We start from the raw sequence: 18,382 nt of genomic DNA on the forward strand, positions 1-18,382 counted from the left end.
ACCTGATCACAGCCCGAGGATCATCTGCGCGATGATGTTCTTCTGAATTTCGTTCGAGCCGCCGTAGATCGACGTCTTCCGATAATTGAAGTAGTACGCGGCAAGCGGCGCCGCATCGTCGTCGCCGGCGATGCTGTGTTCGCGCTCGCCGGCGAGGAACGGGACGTCGAACGGCGCGGCCAGCGGGCCGATCGCCTCGAACATCAGCTCGGTGAGCGCCTGCTGCACCTCGGTTCCCTTGATCTTCAGCATCGACGCCTCGGGGCCCGGCCCCTGGCCGCTCGTCTCGCGGCTCACGACGCGCAGCACCGTCACCTCGAGCGCCATCAGCTCGACTTCGAGCGCCGCGACCTTCGCGGCGAACACCGGATCGGCGAGCAACGGCTTGCCGTTCTTGCGCTGGTTCGACGCCACGCGCTTCAGGAACGCGAGTTCGCGCTTCGACGCGCCCACGCGCGCGATGCCGGTACGCTCGTGGCCGAGCAGATACTTCGCATAGGTCCAGCCGCGATTCTCGTCGCCGACGAGATTGTCGACCGGCACCTTCACGTCCTCGAAGAAGACTTCGTTGACTTCGTGATCCTCGTCGAGCGTGATGATCGGGCGCACGGTGATGCCTGGCGTCTTCATGTCGATCAGCAGGAACGAGATGCCCTCCTGCTTCTTCGCCGCCGGATCGGTGCGCACGAGGCAGAACATCATGTCCGCATACTGGCCGAGCGTCGTCCAGGTCTTCTGGCCGTTGACGACGTAGTAGTCGCCGTGACGTTCGGCGCGCGTGCGCAGCGACGCGAGATCGGACCCGGAACCCGGCTCCGAATAGCCCTGACACCACCAGTCGGTGCCGTCGAGGATACGTGGCAGATAGTGCTGCTTCTGCGCGTCGCTGCCGTATTTCATCAGCACCGGCGCGACCATCGACACGCCGAACGGCAGCACGGTCGGTGCGCCGATGCGTGCGCACTCCTCGTCCCAGATGTGCCGCTGCGTCGCGTTCCAGCCCGGCCCGCCGTATTCCACCGGCCATGCAGGCGCGGACCAGCCGCGCTGGCCGAGAAGCCGGTGCCAGCTTGCGAAATCCTCGCGGTCGAGTCGCTTGTGATCAAGTACTTTGGCGCGCAGTGCTTGAGGCAGATTCGCCTCGAGCCACGCGCGGACGTCGGCGCGGAATGCGTCGTCGGCGGGGGAATAATCCAGATCCATGCGCAGTGTCTCCTGTCCGCAGCCGCCCCGGCCACGAACACACTGCGTACGTCATTGCAGCGGTTCTTTAAGCGCGGCAGGAATCGGCAGCGGCATCACGTCGATGCCTTCTTCGACCAAGGACTGTGCATCCTCCGGCGTCGTGACGCCGCGAATGCTCCGTGCCGGCGCCTCGTTGTAATGGATGCGCCGCGCTTCCTCGGCGAAGCGCTCGCCCACGTTCTCGGTTTTCTCCAGCACCTCTCGCAGTGCCCGCATCACGTGCGCCTGCAACGCGCGCGGATCGGCCGGCTGCGCCTGCGTCCCACCCGACAGGTTCAGGCGCGGAGCCGACGGCATCCGGTTGATCTGCGTCGTTCCGCATACCGGGCATTCGACCAGCTTGCGGGACAACTGCGCTTCGAACTCATCGGCGGAAGCGAACCAGCCTTCGAACCGATGACCGTGCGGGCACTGTAAATCGAGGACCTTCATGCTGAATCAGGGCGTGTGACGAGTGTAGCGCAAAACGCGCTTTTGTGAACGACCGTGCTAAACCGGGAGCGCGTTACCGCACGGCGGCCGCGTCACGGGATTGTAACGCGGCGCCCGACCCGTTGCAGACGCCCGTCAGGGCCGCTCGACCGGACCCAGCGGCCACGCGCCGGACAGCACCTTGTCGAGCCACATCGTGCCGATGATGGTCTTCACGTCGGTGATCTGGCCCGTGCGCACCCATTCGAGCAGGTCGGCCAGCGTCGCGGTGAAGGTTTCGAGGAATTCGCCTTCGTCGAGCTTGCGTTCACCGGCCGTCAGCCCGCGTGCGAGATAGAGATCGATGAATTCGGTCGAATAGGAAATGATCGGGTGAATCCGGGCCAGGAACACGTATTCACGCGCCGTATAGCCGGTTTCCTCGCGCAGCTCGCGCACCGCGCACGCGAGCGCACCTTCGTTCGGATCGAGCTTGCCGGCCGGGAATTCGGCCATCACCTTGCCGATCGGATACCGATACTGGCTTTCCATCAGCACGCGACCGTCGTCGAACAGCGGAATCACCATCACCGCGCCCGGATGCTGCACGTATTCGCGCGTGGCCTGCTTGCCGTCAGGCAGGCGAACGGTGTCGCGCTTGAGCTTGAGGAACGAGCCTTCGAAAATCGCCTCGCTTTCGAGGCAGGTTTCGGTCAGTGCGGCGTCGTGATTGGGAAGTTCGGCCATCGGCGGGCTCCTGAGGAGTGAGCACGCGACGGCCGAAGCCGTCAGCGTCGTTTGACGAGATACTGGAACGTGAAGCCGGGAAACGCGAACACGACGAAAAGACTGAACGTGATCGCGTAAAACTGCCAGCCTTGTTCGAAGCGGTTGCCGGCGCGCGACTCGAGCCAGAAGCCCAGCGCGCCGACCACGAAATACAGGACGATCAGCTCGCCGATCCGGATCCACGCGCTCTTCTTCGCCGCGCCGAACGGCACGACGGCGAAGAGACGTTGGTTCAGGAACGGCACGTTGGCGCCCGTGAGCGCCAACAGCACGATGAACCAGCCGGCTGCCGACATTACAGCGGCAGCGTGTGACGAATCGCCTGCAGGCAGGCCGTCAGCAGCGGGCTCGGGATCAGGCCCAGCACGACGACCGCGACACCGTTAAGCACGAGGATCGTACGCTTGCAGAAGTCGCCGGTAATCGGGGCCGTGTCCTGCGGCGCATCGAAGTAGATCAGCTTGACGATGCGCAGGTAATAGAACGCGCCGAACAACGACGTGATCACGGCCAGCACGGCCAGCCAAGTCAGGCCCGCGTTGACGGTCGCCTCGAGCACCGCGAGCTTCGCGTAGAAGCCGACGGTCGGCGGAATGCCGGCCAGCGAGAACATCATGACCATCATCACGAACGCGAACACCGGGCTGCGCTTGTTGAGACCCTTGAAGTCGTCGATCGTTTCCGCTTCGAAATCGCGGCGCGCGAGCAGCATCACCACGCCGAACGAGCCGAGCGTCGTGATCAGATAGACGATCGCGTAGAACATCGCCGAGCTGTAAGCGTTCGCCGGTGCGGCCGCGTCGCCCTTCACGATGCCGGCGAGCAGGCCGAGCAGCACGAAGCCCATGTTGGAGATCGCCGAGTACGCGAGCATCCGCTTGATGTTGCGCTGGACGATACCGGTGATGTTGCCGACGATCAGCGACAGCGCAGCGAGGATCACGAGCGCGGTCTGCCAGTTCTGTGCGAGCGGCAGCAGGCCCATCACCAGGAAGCGCAGACCCCACGCAAACGCGGCAACCTTCGGGCCGCCGCCGACGAACAGCGTCATCGCGGTCGGCGCGCCCTGGTAGACGTCCGGCACCCACATGTGGAACGGCACGGCGCCAAGCTTGAACGCGATACCCGCGACGATGAAGATCACGCCGAACATCAGCACGGCTGCGTCGGTGTTGCCGCCGACCGCCTTGTACACCTCGCCCAGCTCGAGCGAGCCGGTCGCGCCGTAAAGCATCGAGATGCCGTACAGCACGAAGCCCGACGCGAGCGCGCCCAGCACGTAGTACTTCATCGCGGCTTCGCTCGACTGCGCGGCATCGCGGCGCAGCGCGATGACGGCGTACAGCGACAGCGACATCAGTTCGAGGCCGAGGTACAGCGTCAGGAAGTTGTTGCCGGACACCATCACCAGTTGACCGAGCAGCGAGAACATGCCGAGCAGGAACACGTCACCGCGGAACATGTCGCGGTCTTCGAGATACTTGCGCGAATAGACGAGCGAGACCGCGAAGCCGATCGACACGACGGCCTTCATCATGCTCGCGAACGAGTCGACGACGACCATCCGCGAGAAGAAGTAGTACGGCTGCGGGTCCAGCGCCTGCACGGCAAACCAGACGCCGGCGACGACCGACGAAACCACCGCGATCAGATAGGTCAGGCGGCGGCCGGCGGCACCGGTAAAGGTGTCGTTCAGCCATGCGACGACGATGGCGACCATCACCAGCGCGTCAGGCAACAGGACATTCATAGGAGCGTTCATGATCTTGATTTCCTCCGCTCGCGATTACTGGGCCAGCGGCAGCTTCGACTGCGCGACGTGGGAGAGGAGGTTTTCCACGGAAACGTGCATCACGTCGGTGAAAGGCTTCGGATACAGGCCCATCAGCAGCGTGAACGCGGCGAGCACGGCCAGCATCGTGAATTCGCGACGGCCGATGTCCTTCAGCTTGGCAACGTGATCGTTCGCGACCGCGCCGAAGTACACGCGCTTGTACATCCACAGCGTGTAGGCAGCGCCGAGGATCAGCGTGAATGCCGCGCCGAACGCGATCCAGAAGTTGTACTGGACGGCCGCGAGAATCACCATGAACTCGCCGACGAAACCCGACGTACCCGGCAGGCCGCAGTTAGCCATCGAGAACAGCATCGCGAATGCCGCGAACTTCGGCATCACGTTCACGACGCCGCCGTAATCGGCAATCTGGCGCGAGTGCACGCGGTCGTACAGCACGCCGATGCACAGGAACATCGCGCCCGACACGAAGCCGTGCGAGATCATCTGCACGATCGCGCCTTCGACGCCGAGCTGGTTGAAGATGAAGAAGCCGAGCGTGACGAAGCCCATGTGCGCGATCGACGAATACGCGACCAGCTTCTTCATGTCGGCCTGCACCATCGCGACGAGGCCGATGTAGATCACCGCGATCAGCGACAGCGTGATCACGACCGGCGCCAGGAAGTGGCTCGCGTCAGGTGTGATCGGCAGCGAGAAACGCAGGAAACCGTAGGCGCCGAGCTTCAGCATGATCGCCGCCAGCACGACCGAGCCGCCCGTCGGCGCTTCCACGTGCGCATCCGGCAGCCAGGTATGCACCGGCCACATCGGCACCTTCACCGCGAACGCGAGGAAGAATGCAATGAACAGCAGGATCTGCGGCGTCATCGCGATCTTCGCGTTCTGCCACGTCGCAAGGTCGAACGAATGCGTTTCCGTGTACAGGTAGATCAGGGCGACCAGCATCAGCAGCGAGCCGGCCAGCGTGTACAGGAAGAACTTGAACGCCGCGTACACGCGGTTCGGGCCGCCCCACACGCCGATGATGATGTACATCGGGATCAGGGTCGCCTCGAAGAACACGTAGAACAGCAGGCCGTCGGCCGCCGAAAACACGCCGATCATGATCCCGGACAGGATCAGGAAGGCCGCGAGGTACTGCGCGACGTTTTCGGTGATCACTTCCCACGCGGCGATCACGACGATCACCGTGATCAGCGCGGTCAGCACGACGAACCACATCGAGATGCCGTCGACGCCAAGGTGATACGAGATGTCGAAGCGTTCGATCCAGGTCGACTGCTCGACGAACTGCAGCGCAGCCGTGCTCGAATCGAAGCCCGTGATCAGCGGAATCGTGACCGCGAGGCCGAGCAGCGAACCGATCAGCGCGACCCAGCGGGCCGTCCCCGGGTTTTTGTCGTTACCGACCGCGAGCACGAGGAGGCCGAAAACGATCGGCAGCCAGATCGCGGTACTGAGAATCGGAAAAGCGTGCATTAGTGTTGTCCCCCGCCTTATTTGCCGCCGAGCGTTACAAACAGGGTCAGGAGCCCCAGCATGCCGATGATCATGGCGAACGCGTAGTGATAGATGTAACCGGATTGGAGGAAGCGGATCACGCCGGCGAACCAGCCGATGAACCGGGCGCTGCCGTTGACGAGGCCGTCGATCACGACGACGTCACCTTCCTTCCACAGGCCGCGGCCGATCGCCACCGAACCACGGGCGAACACCACTTCGTTGATCTTGTCCATGTAGTACTTGTTGTCCAGCAGCGTGTAGATCGGGCCGAACGCGCGGCGGATCGACGCCGGCAGATCCGGACGCTTCAGGTACAGGAACCACGCGACGACGACGCCGGCAAGCGCCAGCCACACCGGCAGGCCCGACACCGAGTGCAGGCCCATGCCGACCCAGCCGTGGAACTCTTCGGCCATCTCGGTCAGCGCCGGATGGTTTTCGCCGATGAAGATCACCTTGTCGAACGCGACGCCATGCTGGAAGAAGTCGCCGAACAGCATCGGGCCGATCGCGATCGCGCCGATGATCACCGACGGGATCGCCAGCAGGACCAGCGGCACCCACACGACCCACGGGGTCTCGTGCGGCTCGTGCGCATGATCGTCGTGGCCATGGCCGTGCCCGTGATCGTCGTGACCGTGTGCGGCGGCCATCCCCATCGGCGATTCCGGATGCTTCGGCTGGCGGAAACGCTCTTCGCCGTGGAACACCAGGAAGTACATGCGGAACGAGTACAGCGCCGTGACGAACACGCTCGCGACGACCGCGAAGTACGCGAAGCCCGAACCCGGCAGGTGCGACAGCTTCACCGCGTCGATGATCGAGTCCTTCGAGTAGAAGCCCGAGAAGAACGGCGTACCGATCAGCGCGAGCGAACCGACGAGCGACGTGATCCACGTGATCGGCATGTACTTGCGCAGGCCGCCCATGTTGCGCATGTCCTGGTCATGGTGCATGCCGATGATCACCGAGCCGGCGCCGAGGAACAGCAGCGCCTTGAAGAACGCGTGCGTCATCAGGTGGAATACGGCTACCGGGTAAGCGGACACGCCGAGCGCGACGGTCATGTAGCCGAGCTGCGACAGCGTCGAGTACGCGACCACGCGCTTGATGTCGTTCTGGACGATCCCGAGGAAGCCCATGAACAGTGCGGTGATCGCGCCGATCACCGTGATGAACGACAGCGCGGTGTCAGACAGTTCGAACAGCGGCGACATGCGCGACACCATGAAGATGCCGGCCGTCACCATCGTCGCCGCGTGAATCAGCGCGGAGATCGGCGTCGGGCCTTCCATCGAGTCCGGCAGCCACACGTGCAGCGGGAACTGCGCGGACTTGCCCATCGCGCCGATGAACAGACAGATACACGCAACGGTCAGCAGGCCCCAGTCGGTGCCCGGGAAGTGCAGGCTCGCGAGCTCCGCGCGCTTCGCAAACACTTCGCCGTAGTTCATCGAACCCGCGAACGCGAGCAGCAGGCCGATGCCGAGCAGGAAGCCGAAGTCGCCGACGCGGTTCACGAGGAACGCCTTCATGTTCGCGTAGATCGCGCTCTCACGCGTGAAGTAGAAGCCGATCAGCAGGTACGACACCAGACCCACCGCTTCCCAGCCGAAGAACAGCTGCAGGAAGTTGTTGCTCATCACGAGCATCAGCATCGAGAACGTGAACAGCGAGATGTACGAGAAGAAGCGCTGGTAGCCGTCTTCTTCCGACATGTAGCCGATCGTGTACACGTGCACCATCAGCGACACGAAGGTCACGACGACCATCATCATCGCGGTCAGCGAATCGACGAGGAAGCCGACTTCGAGTTTCAGCGAGCCGACGTTCATCCATTCGTAGACGGTCGCGTTGAAGCTCGCACCGCCCATCACGTCGACGAAGACTTTCGCCGACAGGAGGAACGCGATCAATACGCCGAGGATCGTGATCCGGTGTGCGCCCTTGCGCCCCACTGCGTTCCCGAACAGCCCCGCAATCAGCGAGCCGGCCAGCGGAGCGAGCGGAATCGCCAGCAGCAGGTTTTCATTGAGTGTCGTTGACATAACAGCGTTGCCTGAAATTAACCTTTGAGCTGATCGAGATCCTCGACATTGATCGTGTCGAGCTTACGGAACAGGGTCACCAGAATCGCGAGACCGATCGCGGCTTCCGCTGCGGCGACGGTCAGCACGAAGAACACGAAGATCTGGCCGTGCACGTCGCCGAGGTAGTGCGAGAACGCGACGAAGTTGGTATTCACCGCCAGCAGCATCAGTTCGATCGCCATCAGGATGATGATGATGTTGCGGCGGTTCAGGAAGATCCCGACGATCGCGATCGCAAAGAGGATCGCGCCGAGCACGAGGTAGTGAGCAAGAGTCAGCATGGTTTTCTTTTCCTCCGCTTAGCCGTTGGTGCTCGTACCGGCTTCGCTCTGCGCCGTTTCCGGCTGCGGCTTGTCCGCTTCCATCTTCACGAGGCGCACGCGGTCGCCGCGGCGCACCTTGACCTGATCCGACACGCGCTGGCGCTTGCTGTCCTTGCCCTTGCGCTCGGTCAGCCCGATCGCGGCGATGATCGCGACCAGCAGCACCAGGCCGGCGATTTCAAACGCGAAGATGTAATCGGTGTAGATCACCTTGCCGATCAGGCGCGTGTTCGACCAGTCGGCCATCGCGCCCGTCGCCATTGCATGCACCGCGTGCGTGTCGCCGTAGCCGCGCCACAGGATCAGCGCGGTTTCGATCACGATGATCGCGCCGACGACCGTTGCCATCGGCACGAACCGCTTGAAGTCGCGGCGCAGGTAATCGATGTTGATGTCCAGCATCATCACGACGAACAGGAACAGCACCATCACGGCGCCCACGTACACCAGCACCAGCAGGATCGCGAGGAACTCCGCTTCCAGCAGCATCCAGATCGCTGCGGCGTTGAAAAACGCCAGCACAAGGAAAAGCGCAGACGCCACCGGGTTGCGCGAAGTGATCACCTTCAGCCCTGATACCACCAGGAGCAGCGCGAAGATGTAGAACAGTACGGTCGTGAATTCCATGATTACCGGTTCATCGTTAGGCCATAGTCAGGCGCGGCTTGCGGGACGTCCGCACCCGTCGCGGCGGCTCGGCCCGTTCATCCCGGGCCGGCACTGCACACACAATCAACGATACGGCGCGTCGGCGGCCTTCGCCGCGGCGATGTCCTTCTCGTAGCGATCGCCCACCGCGAGCAGCATTTCCTTCGTGAAATACAGGTCGCCGCGCTTTTCGCCGTGGTACTCGAGAATCTGCGTCTCGACGATCGAGTCGACCGGGCAGCTTTCCTCGCAGAAACCGCAGAAGATGCACTTCGTCAGGTCGATGTCGTAACGCGTCGTGCGGCGCGTGTTATCCGCGCGCGTTTCCGATTCGATCGTGATCGCCATTGCGGGGCATACGGCCTCGCACAGCTTGCACGCGATGCAGCGCTCTTCGCCGTTCTCGTAGCGGCGCAGCGCGTGCAGCCCGCGAAAACGCGGCGAGATCGGGGTCTTCTCTTCCGGGAACTGCACGGTGAACTTGCGCCGGAACGTGTAACGACCGGTGAGCGCGAGCCCCTTCAGCAGCTCCGTCAGGAAGAAGGTCTTAAAGAAGTGTTGGATTGCCGTCATGATTTCGTCCGATCTTTACTTCACCCAGATGTTGAGCGGCGACATCATCCAGAAGCCGACCACGACCACCCAGATCACCGTGACGGGCAGGAACACCTTCCAGCCCAGGCGCATGATCTGGTCGTAACGGTAGCGCGGGAACGTCGCGCGGACCCAGATGAACACCGACAGCAGCGCAAATACCTTCAGCACCAGCCAGAAGATGCCCGGAATGAACGACAGGAATTCGAACGGTGCGTCCCAGCCGCCGAGGAACAGCGTCGCGGCCAGCGCCGAGATCACGATCATGTTGATGTACTCGGCGAGGAAGAACAGCGCGAACGCCATGCCCGAGTAATCGATCATGTGACCTGCGACGATCTCCGACTCCCCTTCCACCACGTCGAACGGGTGACGGTTCGTTTCGGCGATGCCGGACACGAAGTAGACGACGAACGCCGGCAGGAGCGGCAGCCAGTTCCACGACAGGAAGTTCACGCCGTGGCCGGCGAAGAAGCCGTGCTGCTGCGAGCCGACGATTTCCGACAGGTTCAGGCTGCCTGCCGTCATCAGCACGAGCACCAGCGCGAAGCCCATCGAGATTTCGTACGACACCATCTGCGCCGCGGCGCGCATCGCGCCGAGGAACGCGTACTTCGAGTTCGACGCCCAGCCGGCGAGAATCACCGCGTACACGCCGATCGACGAGATCGCCATCGCATACAGCAGCCCCGCGTTCACGTTCGCGAGCACGGCTTCGGCCTGGAACGGAATCACGGCCCACACGGCGAACGCCGGCACGACCGTCATGATCGGTGCGATCAGGTACAGCCAGCGGCTGGCGGCCGTCGGCTGAATGACTTCCTTCAGCAGCAGCTTCAGCACGTCGGCGATCGGCTGCAGCAGGCCGGCAGGGCCGACGCGGTTCGGGCCGAGACGCACGTGCATCCAGCCGATCAGCTTGCGCTCCCACAGAATCAGGTACGCGACGCACAGCAGGATCACGACGGCGACGACGAGAATGCGCACGAGCGCCCACACGGTCGGCCATGCGACGCCGAGAAGCTGGGCTCCACCCGCGTTGATCGTATCGAACAAGCTCATTTACGCCTTCTCCACCACCAGTTCACCGGACAGGCTGCCGAGCGCTGCGCCGGCAGGCGTTGCCGCCGACACGCGAACGACCGTCTCCGCAAGATTCGCGTCGCGCACGGCCGGCAACTGCACCGCACGCTCGCCCTGGCGCACGCGCACTGCGTCGCCTTCCTTCAAGCCCAGCTTGTCGAACAGCGCGGCCGGCAGGGCTGCGGCGTTCGCCGCCTTCGCGGCCGCCGTCAGGTGCAGCGCACCCGCGCGGCGCACGAGCGCGTCGGCGTGATAGATCGGTACATCGGCGAGGCGCTCGAAGCTGCCGTTCGCGGCAGCTGCCGCGACGCGGGCCGGCGCGACCGGCGTCCGGTTCGACAGGCGGTTCGCGACACCTGCGTCGCCGAGCGCCGCCAGACGCACTTCTTCGGCCGTCTCGTATTCGAAGTTCGGCAGGCCGAGCAGGCTGCCGAGCACGCGCAGCACCTTCCAGGCCGGACGCGTGTCGCCGAGCGGGCGCACGACGCCGTTGAAGCTCTGCACGGTGCCTTCGGCGTTGACGAACGTACCGGCCGTCTCCGTGAACGGCGCGATCGGCAGCAGCACGTCGGCGTAATCGAGGCCGTGCTTGAACGGCGACATCACGACGACCATTTCAGCCTGGTTCAGCGCGGCAAGCGCCTGCGCAGGATCTGCCGTGTCGAATTCCGGTTCGACGTTCAGCAGCACGTAGCCCTTGCGCGGCTGCGCGAACGCTTCGCGTGCGTTCAGGCCGCCTTCGCCCGGCAATGTGCCGACGACGTGCGCCCCGACCGTGTTCGCCGCTTCGGTCAGGAAACCGAACGTGGCGCCGGTGTTGTCGGCGATCCACTGCGCGACGGCGTGCAGCTTCGAGAATTGCGGATGACGAACCGCGACGTTGCCGAGCAGCACTGCGCGGCGCTCGCCATTCGCGAGCGATTGCGCGACCGCCTGTGCGGCAGCCGATGCGGTGACGCCCGCGAGCGCATCCGGCAGCGCGACGCCACGCAGTTGCGCGACGGCCGCGGCGATGCCTGCCAGTTCGTCGAGCCATGCCGACGGAGCGGCGACGATGCGCTGCGCGGTCGGGATCAGCGAGTCGTCGGCGCTCGCATGCAGGAAGTGCAGCTTCGCGCCGTTCTTCGCAGCCTGACGCAGGCGTGCCGCGAACAGCGGGTGGTCGCGGCGCAGGAACGACCCGACAACGAACGCGGCATCCACGTTCGACAGTTCCGCGATCGGCATGCCGAGCCACGGTGCACCCTGGACCGGTGCGGAGAAATCCTGCTGACGCAGACGGAAGTCGACGTTCGGCGTCTTCAGCTCGTTTGCGAGCTGCTTCACGAGGAACAGCTCTTCAGCGGTGCTGTGCGCGCTCGCGAGCATCGCCAGCGCGTTCGCGCCGTGATCCGCAGCGATGCCCTTCAGGCCCTTCGCGACATATTCGAGCGCGGTCTGCCAGTCGGTTTCGATCCACTGGCCGCCCTGCTTCAGCATCGGCTTCGTCAGGCGCTCTTCGCTGTTCAGGCCTTCGTACGAGAAACGATCCTTGTCGGAGATCCAGCATTCGTTGATCGCTTCGTTCTCGAACGGCAGCACGCGCATCACGCGGTTGTTCTTCACCTGCACGACGAGGTTCGCGCCGACCGAATCGTGCGGGCTCACCGACTTGCGGCGCGACAGTTCCCACGTGCGGGCGCTGTAGCGGAACGGCTTGCTGGTCAGCGCGCCAACCGGACACAGGTCGATCATGTTGCCCGACAGCTCGGAGTCGACCGTCTTGCCGACGAACGTCGTGATTTCCGAGTGCTCCCCGCGGCCCAGCATGCCGAGCTCCATCACGCCGGCAATTTCCTGGCCAAACCGGACGCAGCGCGTGCAGTGGATGCAGCGCGACATTTCTTCCATCGAGATCAGCGGGCCCACGTTCTTGTGGAACACCACGCGCTTTTCTTCCGAGTAGCGCGACGACGACTTGCCGTAGCCGACCGCCAGATCCTGCAGCTGGCATTCGCCGCCCTGATCGCAGATCGGGCAGTCGAGCGGGTGGTTGATGAGGAGGAATTCCATCACCGACTGCTGCGCCTTCACGGCCTTGTCGGACTGCGTGCGCACGATCATGCCGGCCGACACGGGCGTCGCGCAGGCAGGCACGGCCTTCGGCATCTTCTCGACTTCGACGAGACACATCCGGCAGTTGGCCGCGACCGACAGTTTCTTGTGATAGCAGAAGTGAGGAATGTACGTATCCGCCTTGTGCGCAGCCTGGATCACCATGCTGCCTTCGGGCACCTCGACCTTCTTGCCGTCTATTTCAAGTTCAACCATGATGGTGAATGGTCCTTAACCTATTTCCGCCCGTTCGCGCCTTGGCCCGACCGTGCGCTCAAATTCCGCAACCGGTGCTTCGCTTCAGGCTGCCGCCGCGTGCGCATGGCCGCCGACCATGCAGTGCTTGTGCTCGACGTGGTACGCGAATTCGTCCCAATAATGCTTGAGCATCCCGCGCACCGGCATCGCCGCCGCATCGCCGAGCGCGCAGATCGTGCGGCCCATGATGTTCTCGGCAACCGAGTTCAGCAGGTCCAGATCTTCCTGACGCCCTTCGCCGTGCTCGATACGGTTCACGACGCGATACAGCCAGCCGGTGCCTTCGCGGCACGGCGTGCACTGGCCGCACGATTCCTCGTAGTAGAAGTACGACAGGCGCAGCAGCGAACGCACCATGCAGCGCGTCTCGTCCATCACGATCACCGCGCCGGAGCCGAGCATCGAGCCCGCCTTCGCGATCGAGTCGTAATCGAGATCGGTCTGCATCATGATGTCGCCCGGGATCACCGGCGCCGACGATCCGCCCGGAATCACGGCCTTGATCTTGCGGCCGCCGCGCATCCCGCCGGCGAGCTCCATCAGCGTCGCGAACGGCGTGCCGAGCGGCACTTCGTAGTTGCCCGGACGCTCGACGTCGCCGGACACCGAGAAGATCTTCGTGCCGCCGTTGTTCGGCTTGCCGATCTCGAGGTAATTCTGCGGCCCGATGGCCAGCAGGAACGGCACCGCGGCGAACGTCTCGGTGTTGTTGATCGTGGTCGGCTTGCCGTATACGCCGAAGCTCGCCGGGAACGGCGGCTTGAAGCGCGGCTGGCCCTTCTTGCCTTCGAGCGACTCGAGCAGCGCCGTTTCCTCGCCGCAGATGTACGCGCCGTAGCCGTGGTGCGCATGCAGCTGGAACGAGAATTCCGAGCCCATGATGTTGTCGCCGAGGAAACCTGCGGCGCGCGCTTCATCCAGCGCGGCCTCGAAGCGTCGATACACTTCGAAGATTTCGCCGTGGATGTAGTTGTAGCCGACGGTAATGCCCATCGCGTACGCGCCGATGGCCATCCCTTCGATCAGCGCATGCGGGTTCCAGCGCAGGATGTCGCGATCCTTGAACGTGCCGGGCTCGCCTTCGTCGGAGTTGCAGACGAGGTATTTTTGCCCCGGGAACTGGCGCGGCATGAAGCTCCACTTCAGGCCGGTCGGAAAGCCCGCACCGCCGCGGCCGCGCAGGCCCGACGCCTTCACGTCGGCGATCACCTGCTCCGGCGGAATCTTTTCTTCGAGAATGCGGCGCAGTTGCTTGTAGCCGCCGCGCGCAACGTAATCTTCGAGATGCCAGTTCTCGCCGTTCAGACCAGCGAGGATCAACGGTTTGATGTGACGGTCGTGGAGGGACGTCATTTCGAAAGCTCCTCAAGCAGCTGGTCGATCTTCTCGCGGCTCATGAAGCTGCACATTCTGTGGTTGTTCACCAGCAGCACCGGTGCATCGCCGCACGAGCCCATGCATTCGCCTTCCTTCAGCGTGAACTTGCCGTCGGGCGTGGTCTCGCCGAAGTCGATGCCCAGCTTCTGTTTCAGGTACTCGGCCGTCGCTTCCGCGCCGCCGTGCGGCCCGAGCTGGCACGGCAGGTTCGTGCAGAGCGTGATCTTGTGCTTGCCGACCGGTTTGAGCTCGTACATCGTGTAGAACGTCGCGACTTCCTGCACGGCGACGGCCGGCATGCCGAGATAGTCCGCGACGAACTGCATCAGTTCGGGCGACAGCCAGCCGTGCTCTTCCTGAGCGACGGCCAACGCCGACATCACGGCGGACTGTTTCTGATCGGCGGGATACTTCGTCAACGCTCGATCGATTTCCTTCAGGCCTTCAGCTGAGATCATTTTCAGACACGACTCTTTCAATTCCTACCGAACGAACAACCTGCCGCACTGCTGTGCATGGACGGCAGACCTGGCGCTCACTGTTGACAGCTTGCGAAGCCGCGCCGGTTCAGCGCATACCGCAGGTGACTTCGCGTGTGACTTACCGCTCGCCGCCCGGAGCAAACGGGCGGCGCAACCATTAGCGATCGATTTCGCCGAACACGATGTCCTGCGTACCGATGATCGTGACGGCGTCGGCAATCATGTGACCGCGCGCCATTTCGTCGAGCGACGCGAGATGTGCGAAGCCCGGCGCGCGAATCTTGAGACGATACGGCTTGTTTGCACCATCCGACACGAGGTAGATGCCGAACTCGCCCTTCGGGTGCTCGACGGCCGCGTAAGTTTCGCCTTCCGGCACGTGAAAACCTTCGGTGAAGAGCTTGAAGTGGTGAATCAAGTCTTCCATGTTGGTTTTCATGCCGACGCGCGACGGCGGCGCAACCTTGTGATTGTCGGTCATCACCGGGCCCGGATTCTTGCGGAGCCACTCAATACACTGTTTCGCGATCCGGACCGACTGGCGCATTTCTTCGACGCGCACCAGATAGCGGTCGTAGCAATCGCCGTTCACGCCGACCGGCACGTCGAAATCCATGCGGTCGTACACTTCGTACGGCTGCTTCTTGCGCAGGTCCCACGCGATGCCGGAGCCGCGCAGCATCGGGCCCGTCAGCCCCATCTGCAGCGCACGTTCCGGACTGACGACACCGATCCCGACCAGACGCTGTTTCCAGATCCGGTTGTCGGTCAGCAGCGTTTCGTATTCGTCGATGCACTTCGGGAAACGCGTGAAGAAATCGTCGATGAAATCGAGCACCGAGCCGCTGCGCGCTTCGTTCATCTTCGCGAGCGCTTTCTCGTTGCGAATCTTCGACGCCTTGTATTGCGGCATTGCGTCAGGCAGGTCGCGATAGACGCCGCCCGGGCGGTAGTACGCAGCGTGCATCCGCGCGCCGGACACCGCTTCGTACACGTCCATCAAGTCCTCGCGCTCGCGGAATGCGTACAGGAACACCGCCATCGCGCCGACGTCGAGTGCGTGCGCGCCAATCCACATCAGGTGGTTCAGCACGCGCGTGATTTCGTCGAACAGCACGCGGATGTACTGCGCACGCTCCGGCACTTCGATGCCGAGCAGCTTTTCGATCGCGAGTACGTAGCCGTGCTCGTTGACCATCATCGACACGTAGTCGAGGCGGTCCATGTACGGCACGGACTGGATGAACGTCTTGTTTTCCGCGAGCTTTTCAGTCGCGCGGTGCAGCAGGCCGATGTGCGGATCGGCACGCTGGATCACTTCGCCGTCGAGCTCGAGCACGAGGCGCAGCACACCGTGCGCTGCCGGGTGCTGCGGGCCGAAGTTGAGGGTGTAGTTCTTGATTTCTGCCATGACGCCCCCTTAATGTTTCAGACCGCCATAGCGATCCTCGCGGATCACGCGCGGCGTGATTTCGCGCGGCTCGATCGTCACCGGCTGGTAGACGACACGCTTCTCTTCCGGGTCGTAACGCATTTCGACGTAGCCCGACACCGGGAAGTCCTTGCGGAACGGATGGCCGATGAAGCCGTAGTCGGTGAGAATGCGGCGCAGGTCGGGGTGACCCTCGAACACGAGGCCGTACAGATCGAACGCTTCGCGCTCGTACCAGTTCGCGGACGTCCAGATGTCGACGAGCGACGCAACGATCGGCAGATCGTCGTCCGGCGCGAACACGCGCACGCGCAGGCGCCAGTTGTTCGTGACCGACAACAGCTGCGACACGGCCGCGAAACGGGGGCCGTCGTACGCGCCGTCGCCGTATGTCTGGTAGTCGACGCCGCACAGGTCGATCAGTTGCTCGAAACGGAGCTTCGGATCGTCGCGCAGCGTCTTTGCGACTTCGAGGTAATCGCTCGCCTTCACGACGAGCGTCAGTTCACCGATCGCTTCGGTGAGGCTCACCACGCGCGCGCCGAGCGCGGCTTCGAGGTTGGCCTTGAGGGTCTCGATTTTGCTTGCCATATTGAGGGGACGCTCGGGGCTTTATTGACGGGCGATGGTGTTGGTGCGGCGGATCTTCGCCTGAAGCTGGATCACGCCATAGACCAGCGCCTCGGCCGTGGGCGGGCAGCCCGGCACGTAGACGTCGACCGGCACGATCCGGTCGCAGCCGCGGACCACCGAGTACGAGTAGTGGTAGTAACCACCGCCGTTCGCGCACGACCCCATCGAGATCACCCAGCGCGGCTCGGCCATCTGGTCGTACACGCGGCGCAGCGCAGGCGCCATCTTGTTGCACAGCGTGCCGGCCACGATCATCACGTCCGACTGACGCGGACTCGGGCGAAACACCACGCCGAACCGGTCCAGGTCGTAACGGGCGGCGCCCGCATGCATCATCTCGACGGCGCAACACGCGAGCCCGAACGTCATCGGCCACAGCGAGCCGGTACGCGTCCAGTTGATCAGCTTGTCAGCCGTCGTGGTGACAAACCCTTCCTTCAAGACCCCTTCGATACTCATTTGCTTTCCACTCCAGACGAGCGACCCAGCGTGGCCGCCCATGCAAACCGGCGATTAACCCATCACTCCCAGTCGAGGCCGCCTTTCTTCCAGATATAGGCAAAGCCCAGCAGGAATTCGAGCAGAAAAATCATCATTGCGATGAAACCCGGCCAGCCGATGTCCCGGAGCGCGACGCCCCACGGAAACAGGAATGCGGTTTCGAGATCGAAGATGATGAACAGGATGGCGACGAGGTAGTACCGGACGTCGAATTTCATCCGGGCGTCTTCAAAGGCTTCGAAGCCGCACTCGTACGGTGCGTTCTTCTCGACGTCCGGCTTGTTGGGACCGAGGAGCTTGCCGATGCTGACCAGCGCTATACCTAAACCAGTGCCCACGAGGAGGAACAACAAGACGGGGTAATAGGCTGCGAGGTTCAAGGCAATCCTCTATCGGTTGGTTCTGAGCGTCCGGAGAATACCACTTCCGGCGGAAGGAATCATTTCGGAGTGCAGGCGATCACAAGACAATCGCAAGACACACCCCACAAATGAAAAATGCCAGCCACTAGAAGCGGCTGGCATTGAGTAACTTTGGTGCCGACGGCGAGACTCGAACTCGCACAGCTTTCGCCACTACCCCCTCAAGATAGCGTGTCTACCAATTTCACCACGTCGGCACTGCATGCAACTCGGGTCGTACTGCTCGTTTCCCGCGAATCGCTTCAAGAATTAAATTCTAACCCGAGTTCCAGATTTGTTCAACGCACAAACGCAAAAATTTGAACTTTTTATTTCGGGACGTCCTGGCTCGGCGCGCTCGCTGCCGAGCCGGCGGCAGCAGACGCCGCGACGGCCGGAGCCGACGCTGCAGACGACGCTGCCGGCGCGGTCGCCGCCGTGGCGAGCACGCCCGCCGACGGCGTCGACTTGTACGAACCGAGGTACGTCAGCGCGAGCGTCGCGACGAAGAAGATCGTCGCGAGAATGCCCGTCGTGCGCGACAGGAAGTTCGCCGAGCCCGTCGCACCGAACAGGCTGCCCGACGCGCCGCTGCCGAATGCGGCGCCCATGTCGGCACCCTTGCCGTGCTGCAGCAGCACGAGCCCGATCACACCCAGCGCAGACAGCACCTGCACGACAATAATCAGCGTCTTGAATAACAGCATCACACCCACCCGA

The 18,382-nt window shown here is 63.2% G+C and carries 19 protein-coding genes and 1 tRNA gene; all 20 read right to left on the reverse strand.

The features are described from left to right. Positions 1 to 6: 6 nt before the first annotated feature. Complete coding sequence (locus WK25_RS10890) at positions 7 to 1,203, reverse strand: acyl-CoA dehydrogenase family protein (protein ID WP_040144662.1); 1,197 nt, start codon at positions 1,201 to 1,203, stop codon at positions 7 to 9. 51 nt (positions 1,204 to 1,254) lie between these two features. Next, positions 1,255 to 1,677, reverse strand: coding sequence for a DUF1178 family protein (locus tag WK25_RS10895; protein ID WP_069241578.1), 423 nt, complete (start codon positions 1,675 to 1,677; stop codon positions 1,255 to 1,257). 135 nt (positions 1,678 to 1,812) lie between these two features. Continuing rightward, positions 1,813 to 2,403 carry an NUDIX domain-containing protein gene (locus tag WK25_RS10900; protein ID WP_040144664.1) on the reverse strand — a complete coding sequence of 197 codons (591 nt, stop codon included), beginning with the start codon at positions 2,401 to 2,403 and terminating at the stop codon, positions 1,813 to 1,815. 41 nt (positions 2,404 to 2,444) lie between these two features. Next, entirely contained in the window at positions 2,445 to 2,741 is a 297-nt protein-coding gene (locus tag WK25_RS10905; RefSeq protein WP_040144665.1) for a DUF2818 family protein, read from the reverse strand. Next, positions 2,741 to 4,195, reverse strand: coding sequence for an NADH-quinone oxidoreductase subunit NuoN (nuoN, locus tag WK25_RS10910; protein WP_174554669.1), 1,455 nt, complete (start codon positions 4,193 to 4,195; stop codon positions 2,741 to 2,743). The genes WK25_RS10905 and nuoN overlap by 1 nt, the downstream gene beginning before the upstream one ends. Positions 4,196 to 4,231: 36 nt before the next feature. Further along, positions 4,232 to 5,722 carry an NADH-quinone oxidoreductase subunit M gene (locus WK25_RS10915; RefSeq protein ID WP_040144667.1) on the reverse strand — a complete coding sequence of 497 codons (1,491 nt, stop codon included), beginning with the start codon at positions 5,720 to 5,722 and terminating at the stop codon, positions 4,232 to 4,234. Positions 5,723 to 5,739: 17 nt separating this feature from the next. Next, positions 5,740 to 7,794 carry an NADH-quinone oxidoreductase subunit L gene (gene nuoL / locus WK25_RS10920; protein WP_069241579.1) on the reverse strand — a complete coding sequence of 685 codons (2,055 nt, stop codon included), beginning with the start codon at positions 7,792 to 7,794 and terminating at the stop codon, positions 5,740 to 5,742. Between the two features lie 17 nt (positions 7,795 to 7,811). Continuing rightward, a complete protein-coding gene (gene nuoK, locus WK25_RS10925; RefSeq protein ID WP_004185739.1) occupies positions 7,812 to 8,117 on the reverse strand; it encodes an NADH-quinone oxidoreductase subunit NuoK in 306 nt (101 codons plus the stop codon). A gap of 18 nt (positions 8,118 to 8,135) precedes the next feature. Further along, entirely contained in the window at positions 8,136 to 8,786 is a 651-nt protein-coding gene (locus WK25_RS10930; RefSeq protein WP_040144669.1) for an NADH-quinone oxidoreductase subunit J, read from the reverse strand. A 105-nt stretch (positions 8,787 to 8,891) separates the two neighbouring features. After that, the gene (nuoI, locus tag WK25_RS10935; protein WP_011885529.1) at positions 8,892 to 9,380 is read right to left on the reverse strand and encodes an NADH-quinone oxidoreductase subunit NuoI; all 489 of its coding nucleotides are present in this window, start codon (positions 9,378 to 9,380) and stop codon (positions 8,892 to 8,894) included. A 15-nt stretch (positions 9,381 to 9,395) separates the two neighbouring features. Next, positions 9,396 to 10,463: an NADH-quinone oxidoreductase subunit NuoH gene (gene nuoH, locus WK25_RS10940; protein WP_040144670.1), complete on the reverse strand. Its 1,068-nt coding sequence runs from the start codon at positions 10,461 to 10,463 to the stop codon at positions 9,396 to 9,398. Next, complete coding sequence (gene nuoG / locus WK25_RS10945; RefSeq protein WP_069241580.1) at positions 10,464 to 12,794, reverse strand: NADH-quinone oxidoreductase subunit NuoG; 2,331 nt, start codon at positions 12,792 to 12,794, stop codon at positions 10,464 to 10,466. A gap of 84 nt (positions 12,795 to 12,878) precedes the next feature. Beyond that, entirely contained in the window at positions 12,879 to 14,189 is a 1,311-nt protein-coding gene (gene nuoF, locus WK25_RS10950) for an NADH-quinone oxidoreductase subunit NuoF (protein WP_059546425.1), read from the reverse strand. Beyond that, positions 14,186 to 14,671, reverse strand: coding sequence for an NADH-quinone oxidoreductase subunit NuoE (nuoE, locus tag WK25_RS10955; protein ID WP_040144673.1), 486 nt, complete (start codon positions 14,669 to 14,671; stop codon positions 14,186 to 14,188). Before nuoE ends, nuoF begins: the two co-directional genes overlap by 4 nt. Before the next feature lie 181 nt (positions 14,672 to 14,852). Continuing rightward, positions 14,853 to 16,106, reverse strand: coding sequence for an NADH-quinone oxidoreductase subunit D (locus tag WK25_RS10960; protein ID WP_040144674.1), 1,254 nt, complete (start codon positions 16,104 to 16,106; stop codon positions 14,853 to 14,855). A 9-nt stretch (positions 16,107 to 16,115) separates the two neighbouring features. After that, positions 16,116 to 16,718 carry an NADH-quinone oxidoreductase subunit C gene (locus tag WK25_RS10965; protein WP_040144675.1) on the reverse strand — a complete coding sequence of 201 codons (603 nt, stop codon included), beginning with the start codon at positions 16,716 to 16,718 and terminating at the stop codon, positions 16,116 to 16,118. A gap of 21 nt (positions 16,719 to 16,739) precedes the next feature. Next, positions 16,740 to 17,219: a NuoB/complex I 20 kDa subunit family protein gene (locus tag WK25_RS10970; RefSeq protein ID WP_006398799.1), complete on the reverse strand. Its 480-nt coding sequence runs from the start codon at positions 17,217 to 17,219 to the stop codon at positions 16,740 to 16,742. A gap of 62 nt (positions 17,220 to 17,281) precedes the next feature. Continuing rightward, a complete protein-coding gene (locus WK25_RS10975; RefSeq protein ID WP_006398798.1) occupies positions 17,282 to 17,641 on the reverse strand; it encodes an NADH-quinone oxidoreductase subunit A in 360 nt (119 codons plus the stop codon). A 154-nt stretch (positions 17,642 to 17,795) separates the two neighbouring features. Then, positions 17,796 to 17,880 (reverse strand) — tRNA-Leu (locus WK25_RS10980). A 111-nt stretch (positions 17,881 to 17,991) separates the two neighbouring features. Continuing rightward, positions 17,992 to 18,369: a preprotein translocase subunit SecG gene (gene secG / locus WK25_RS10985; protein ID WP_059546424.1), complete on the reverse strand. Its 378-nt coding sequence runs from the start codon at positions 18,367 to 18,369 to the stop codon at positions 17,992 to 17,994. Between the last annotated feature and the right edge of the window lie 13 nt (positions 18,370 to 18,382).

It is taken from the genome of Burkholderia latens, assembly GCF_001718795.1.
GTDB lineage: Bacteria > Pseudomonadota > Gammaproteobacteria > Burkholderiales > Burkholderiaceae > Burkholderia > Burkholderia latens_A.

Coding starts and splice junctions, on each gene's coding strand:
- WK25_RS10890 (WP_040144662.1), bottom strand. CDS start 1,203: ATGGATCTGGATTATTCCCCCGCCGACGACGCATTCCGCGCCGACGTC.
- WK25_RS10895 (WP_069241578.1), bottom strand. CDS start 1,677: ATGAAGGTCCTCGATTTACAGTGCCCGCACGGTCATCGGTTCGAAGGC.
- WK25_RS10900 (WP_040144664.1), bottom strand. CDS start 2,403: ATGGCCGAACTTCCCAATCACGACGCCGCACTGACCGAAACCTGCCTC.
- WK25_RS10905 (WP_040144665.1), bottom strand. CDS start 2,741: ATGTCGGCAGCCGGCTGGTTCATCGTGCTGTTGGCGCTCACGGGCGCC.
- nuoN (WP_174554669.1), bottom strand. CDS start 4,195: ATGAATGTCCTGTTGCCTGACGCGCTGGTGATGGTCGCCATCGTCGTC.
- WK25_RS10915 (WP_040144667.1), bottom strand. CDS start 5,722: ATGCACGCTTTTCCGATTCTCAGTACCGCGATCTGGCTGCCGATCGTT.
- nuoL (WP_069241579.1), bottom strand. CDS start 7,794: ATGTCAACGACACTCAATGAAAACCTGCTGCTGGCGATTCCGCTCGCT.
- nuoK (WP_004185739.1), bottom strand. CDS start 8,117: ATGCTGACTCTTGCTCACTACCTCGTGCTCGGCGCGATCCTCTTTGCG.
- WK25_RS10930 (WP_040144669.1), bottom strand. CDS start 8,786: ATGGAATTCACGACCGTACTGTTCTACATCTTCGCGCTGCTCCTGGTG.
- nuoI (WP_011885529.1), bottom strand. CDS start 9,380: ATGACGGCAATCCAACACTTCTTTAAGACCTTCTTCCTGACGGAGCTG.
- nuoH (WP_040144670.1), bottom strand. CDS start 10,463: ATGAGCTTGTTCGATACGATCAACGCGGGTGGAGCCCAGCTTCTCGGC.
- nuoG (WP_069241580.1), bottom strand. CDS start 12,794: ATGGTTGAACTTGAAATAGACGGCAAGAAGGTCGAGGTGCCCGAAGGC.
- nuoF (WP_059546425.1), bottom strand. CDS start 14,189: ATGACGTCCCTCCACGACCGTCACATCAAACCGTTGATCCTCGCTGGT.
- nuoE (WP_040144673.1), bottom strand. CDS start 14,671: ATGATCTCAGCTGAAGGCCTGAAGGAAATCGATCGAGCGTTGACGAAG.
- WK25_RS10960 (WP_040144674.1), bottom strand. CDS start 16,106: ATGGCAGAAATCAAGAACTACACCCTCAACTTCGGCCCGCAGCACCCG.
- WK25_RS10965 (WP_040144675.1), bottom strand. CDS start 16,718: ATGGCAAGCAAAATCGAGACCCTCAAGGCCAACCTCGAAGCCGCGCTC.
- WK25_RS10970 (WP_006398799.1), bottom strand. CDS start 17,219: ATGAGTATCGAAGGGGTCTTGAAGGAAGGGTTTGTCACCACGACGGCT.
- secG (WP_059546424.1), bottom strand. CDS start 18,369: ATGCTGTTATTCAAGACGCTGATTATTGTCGTGCAGGTGCTGTCTGCG.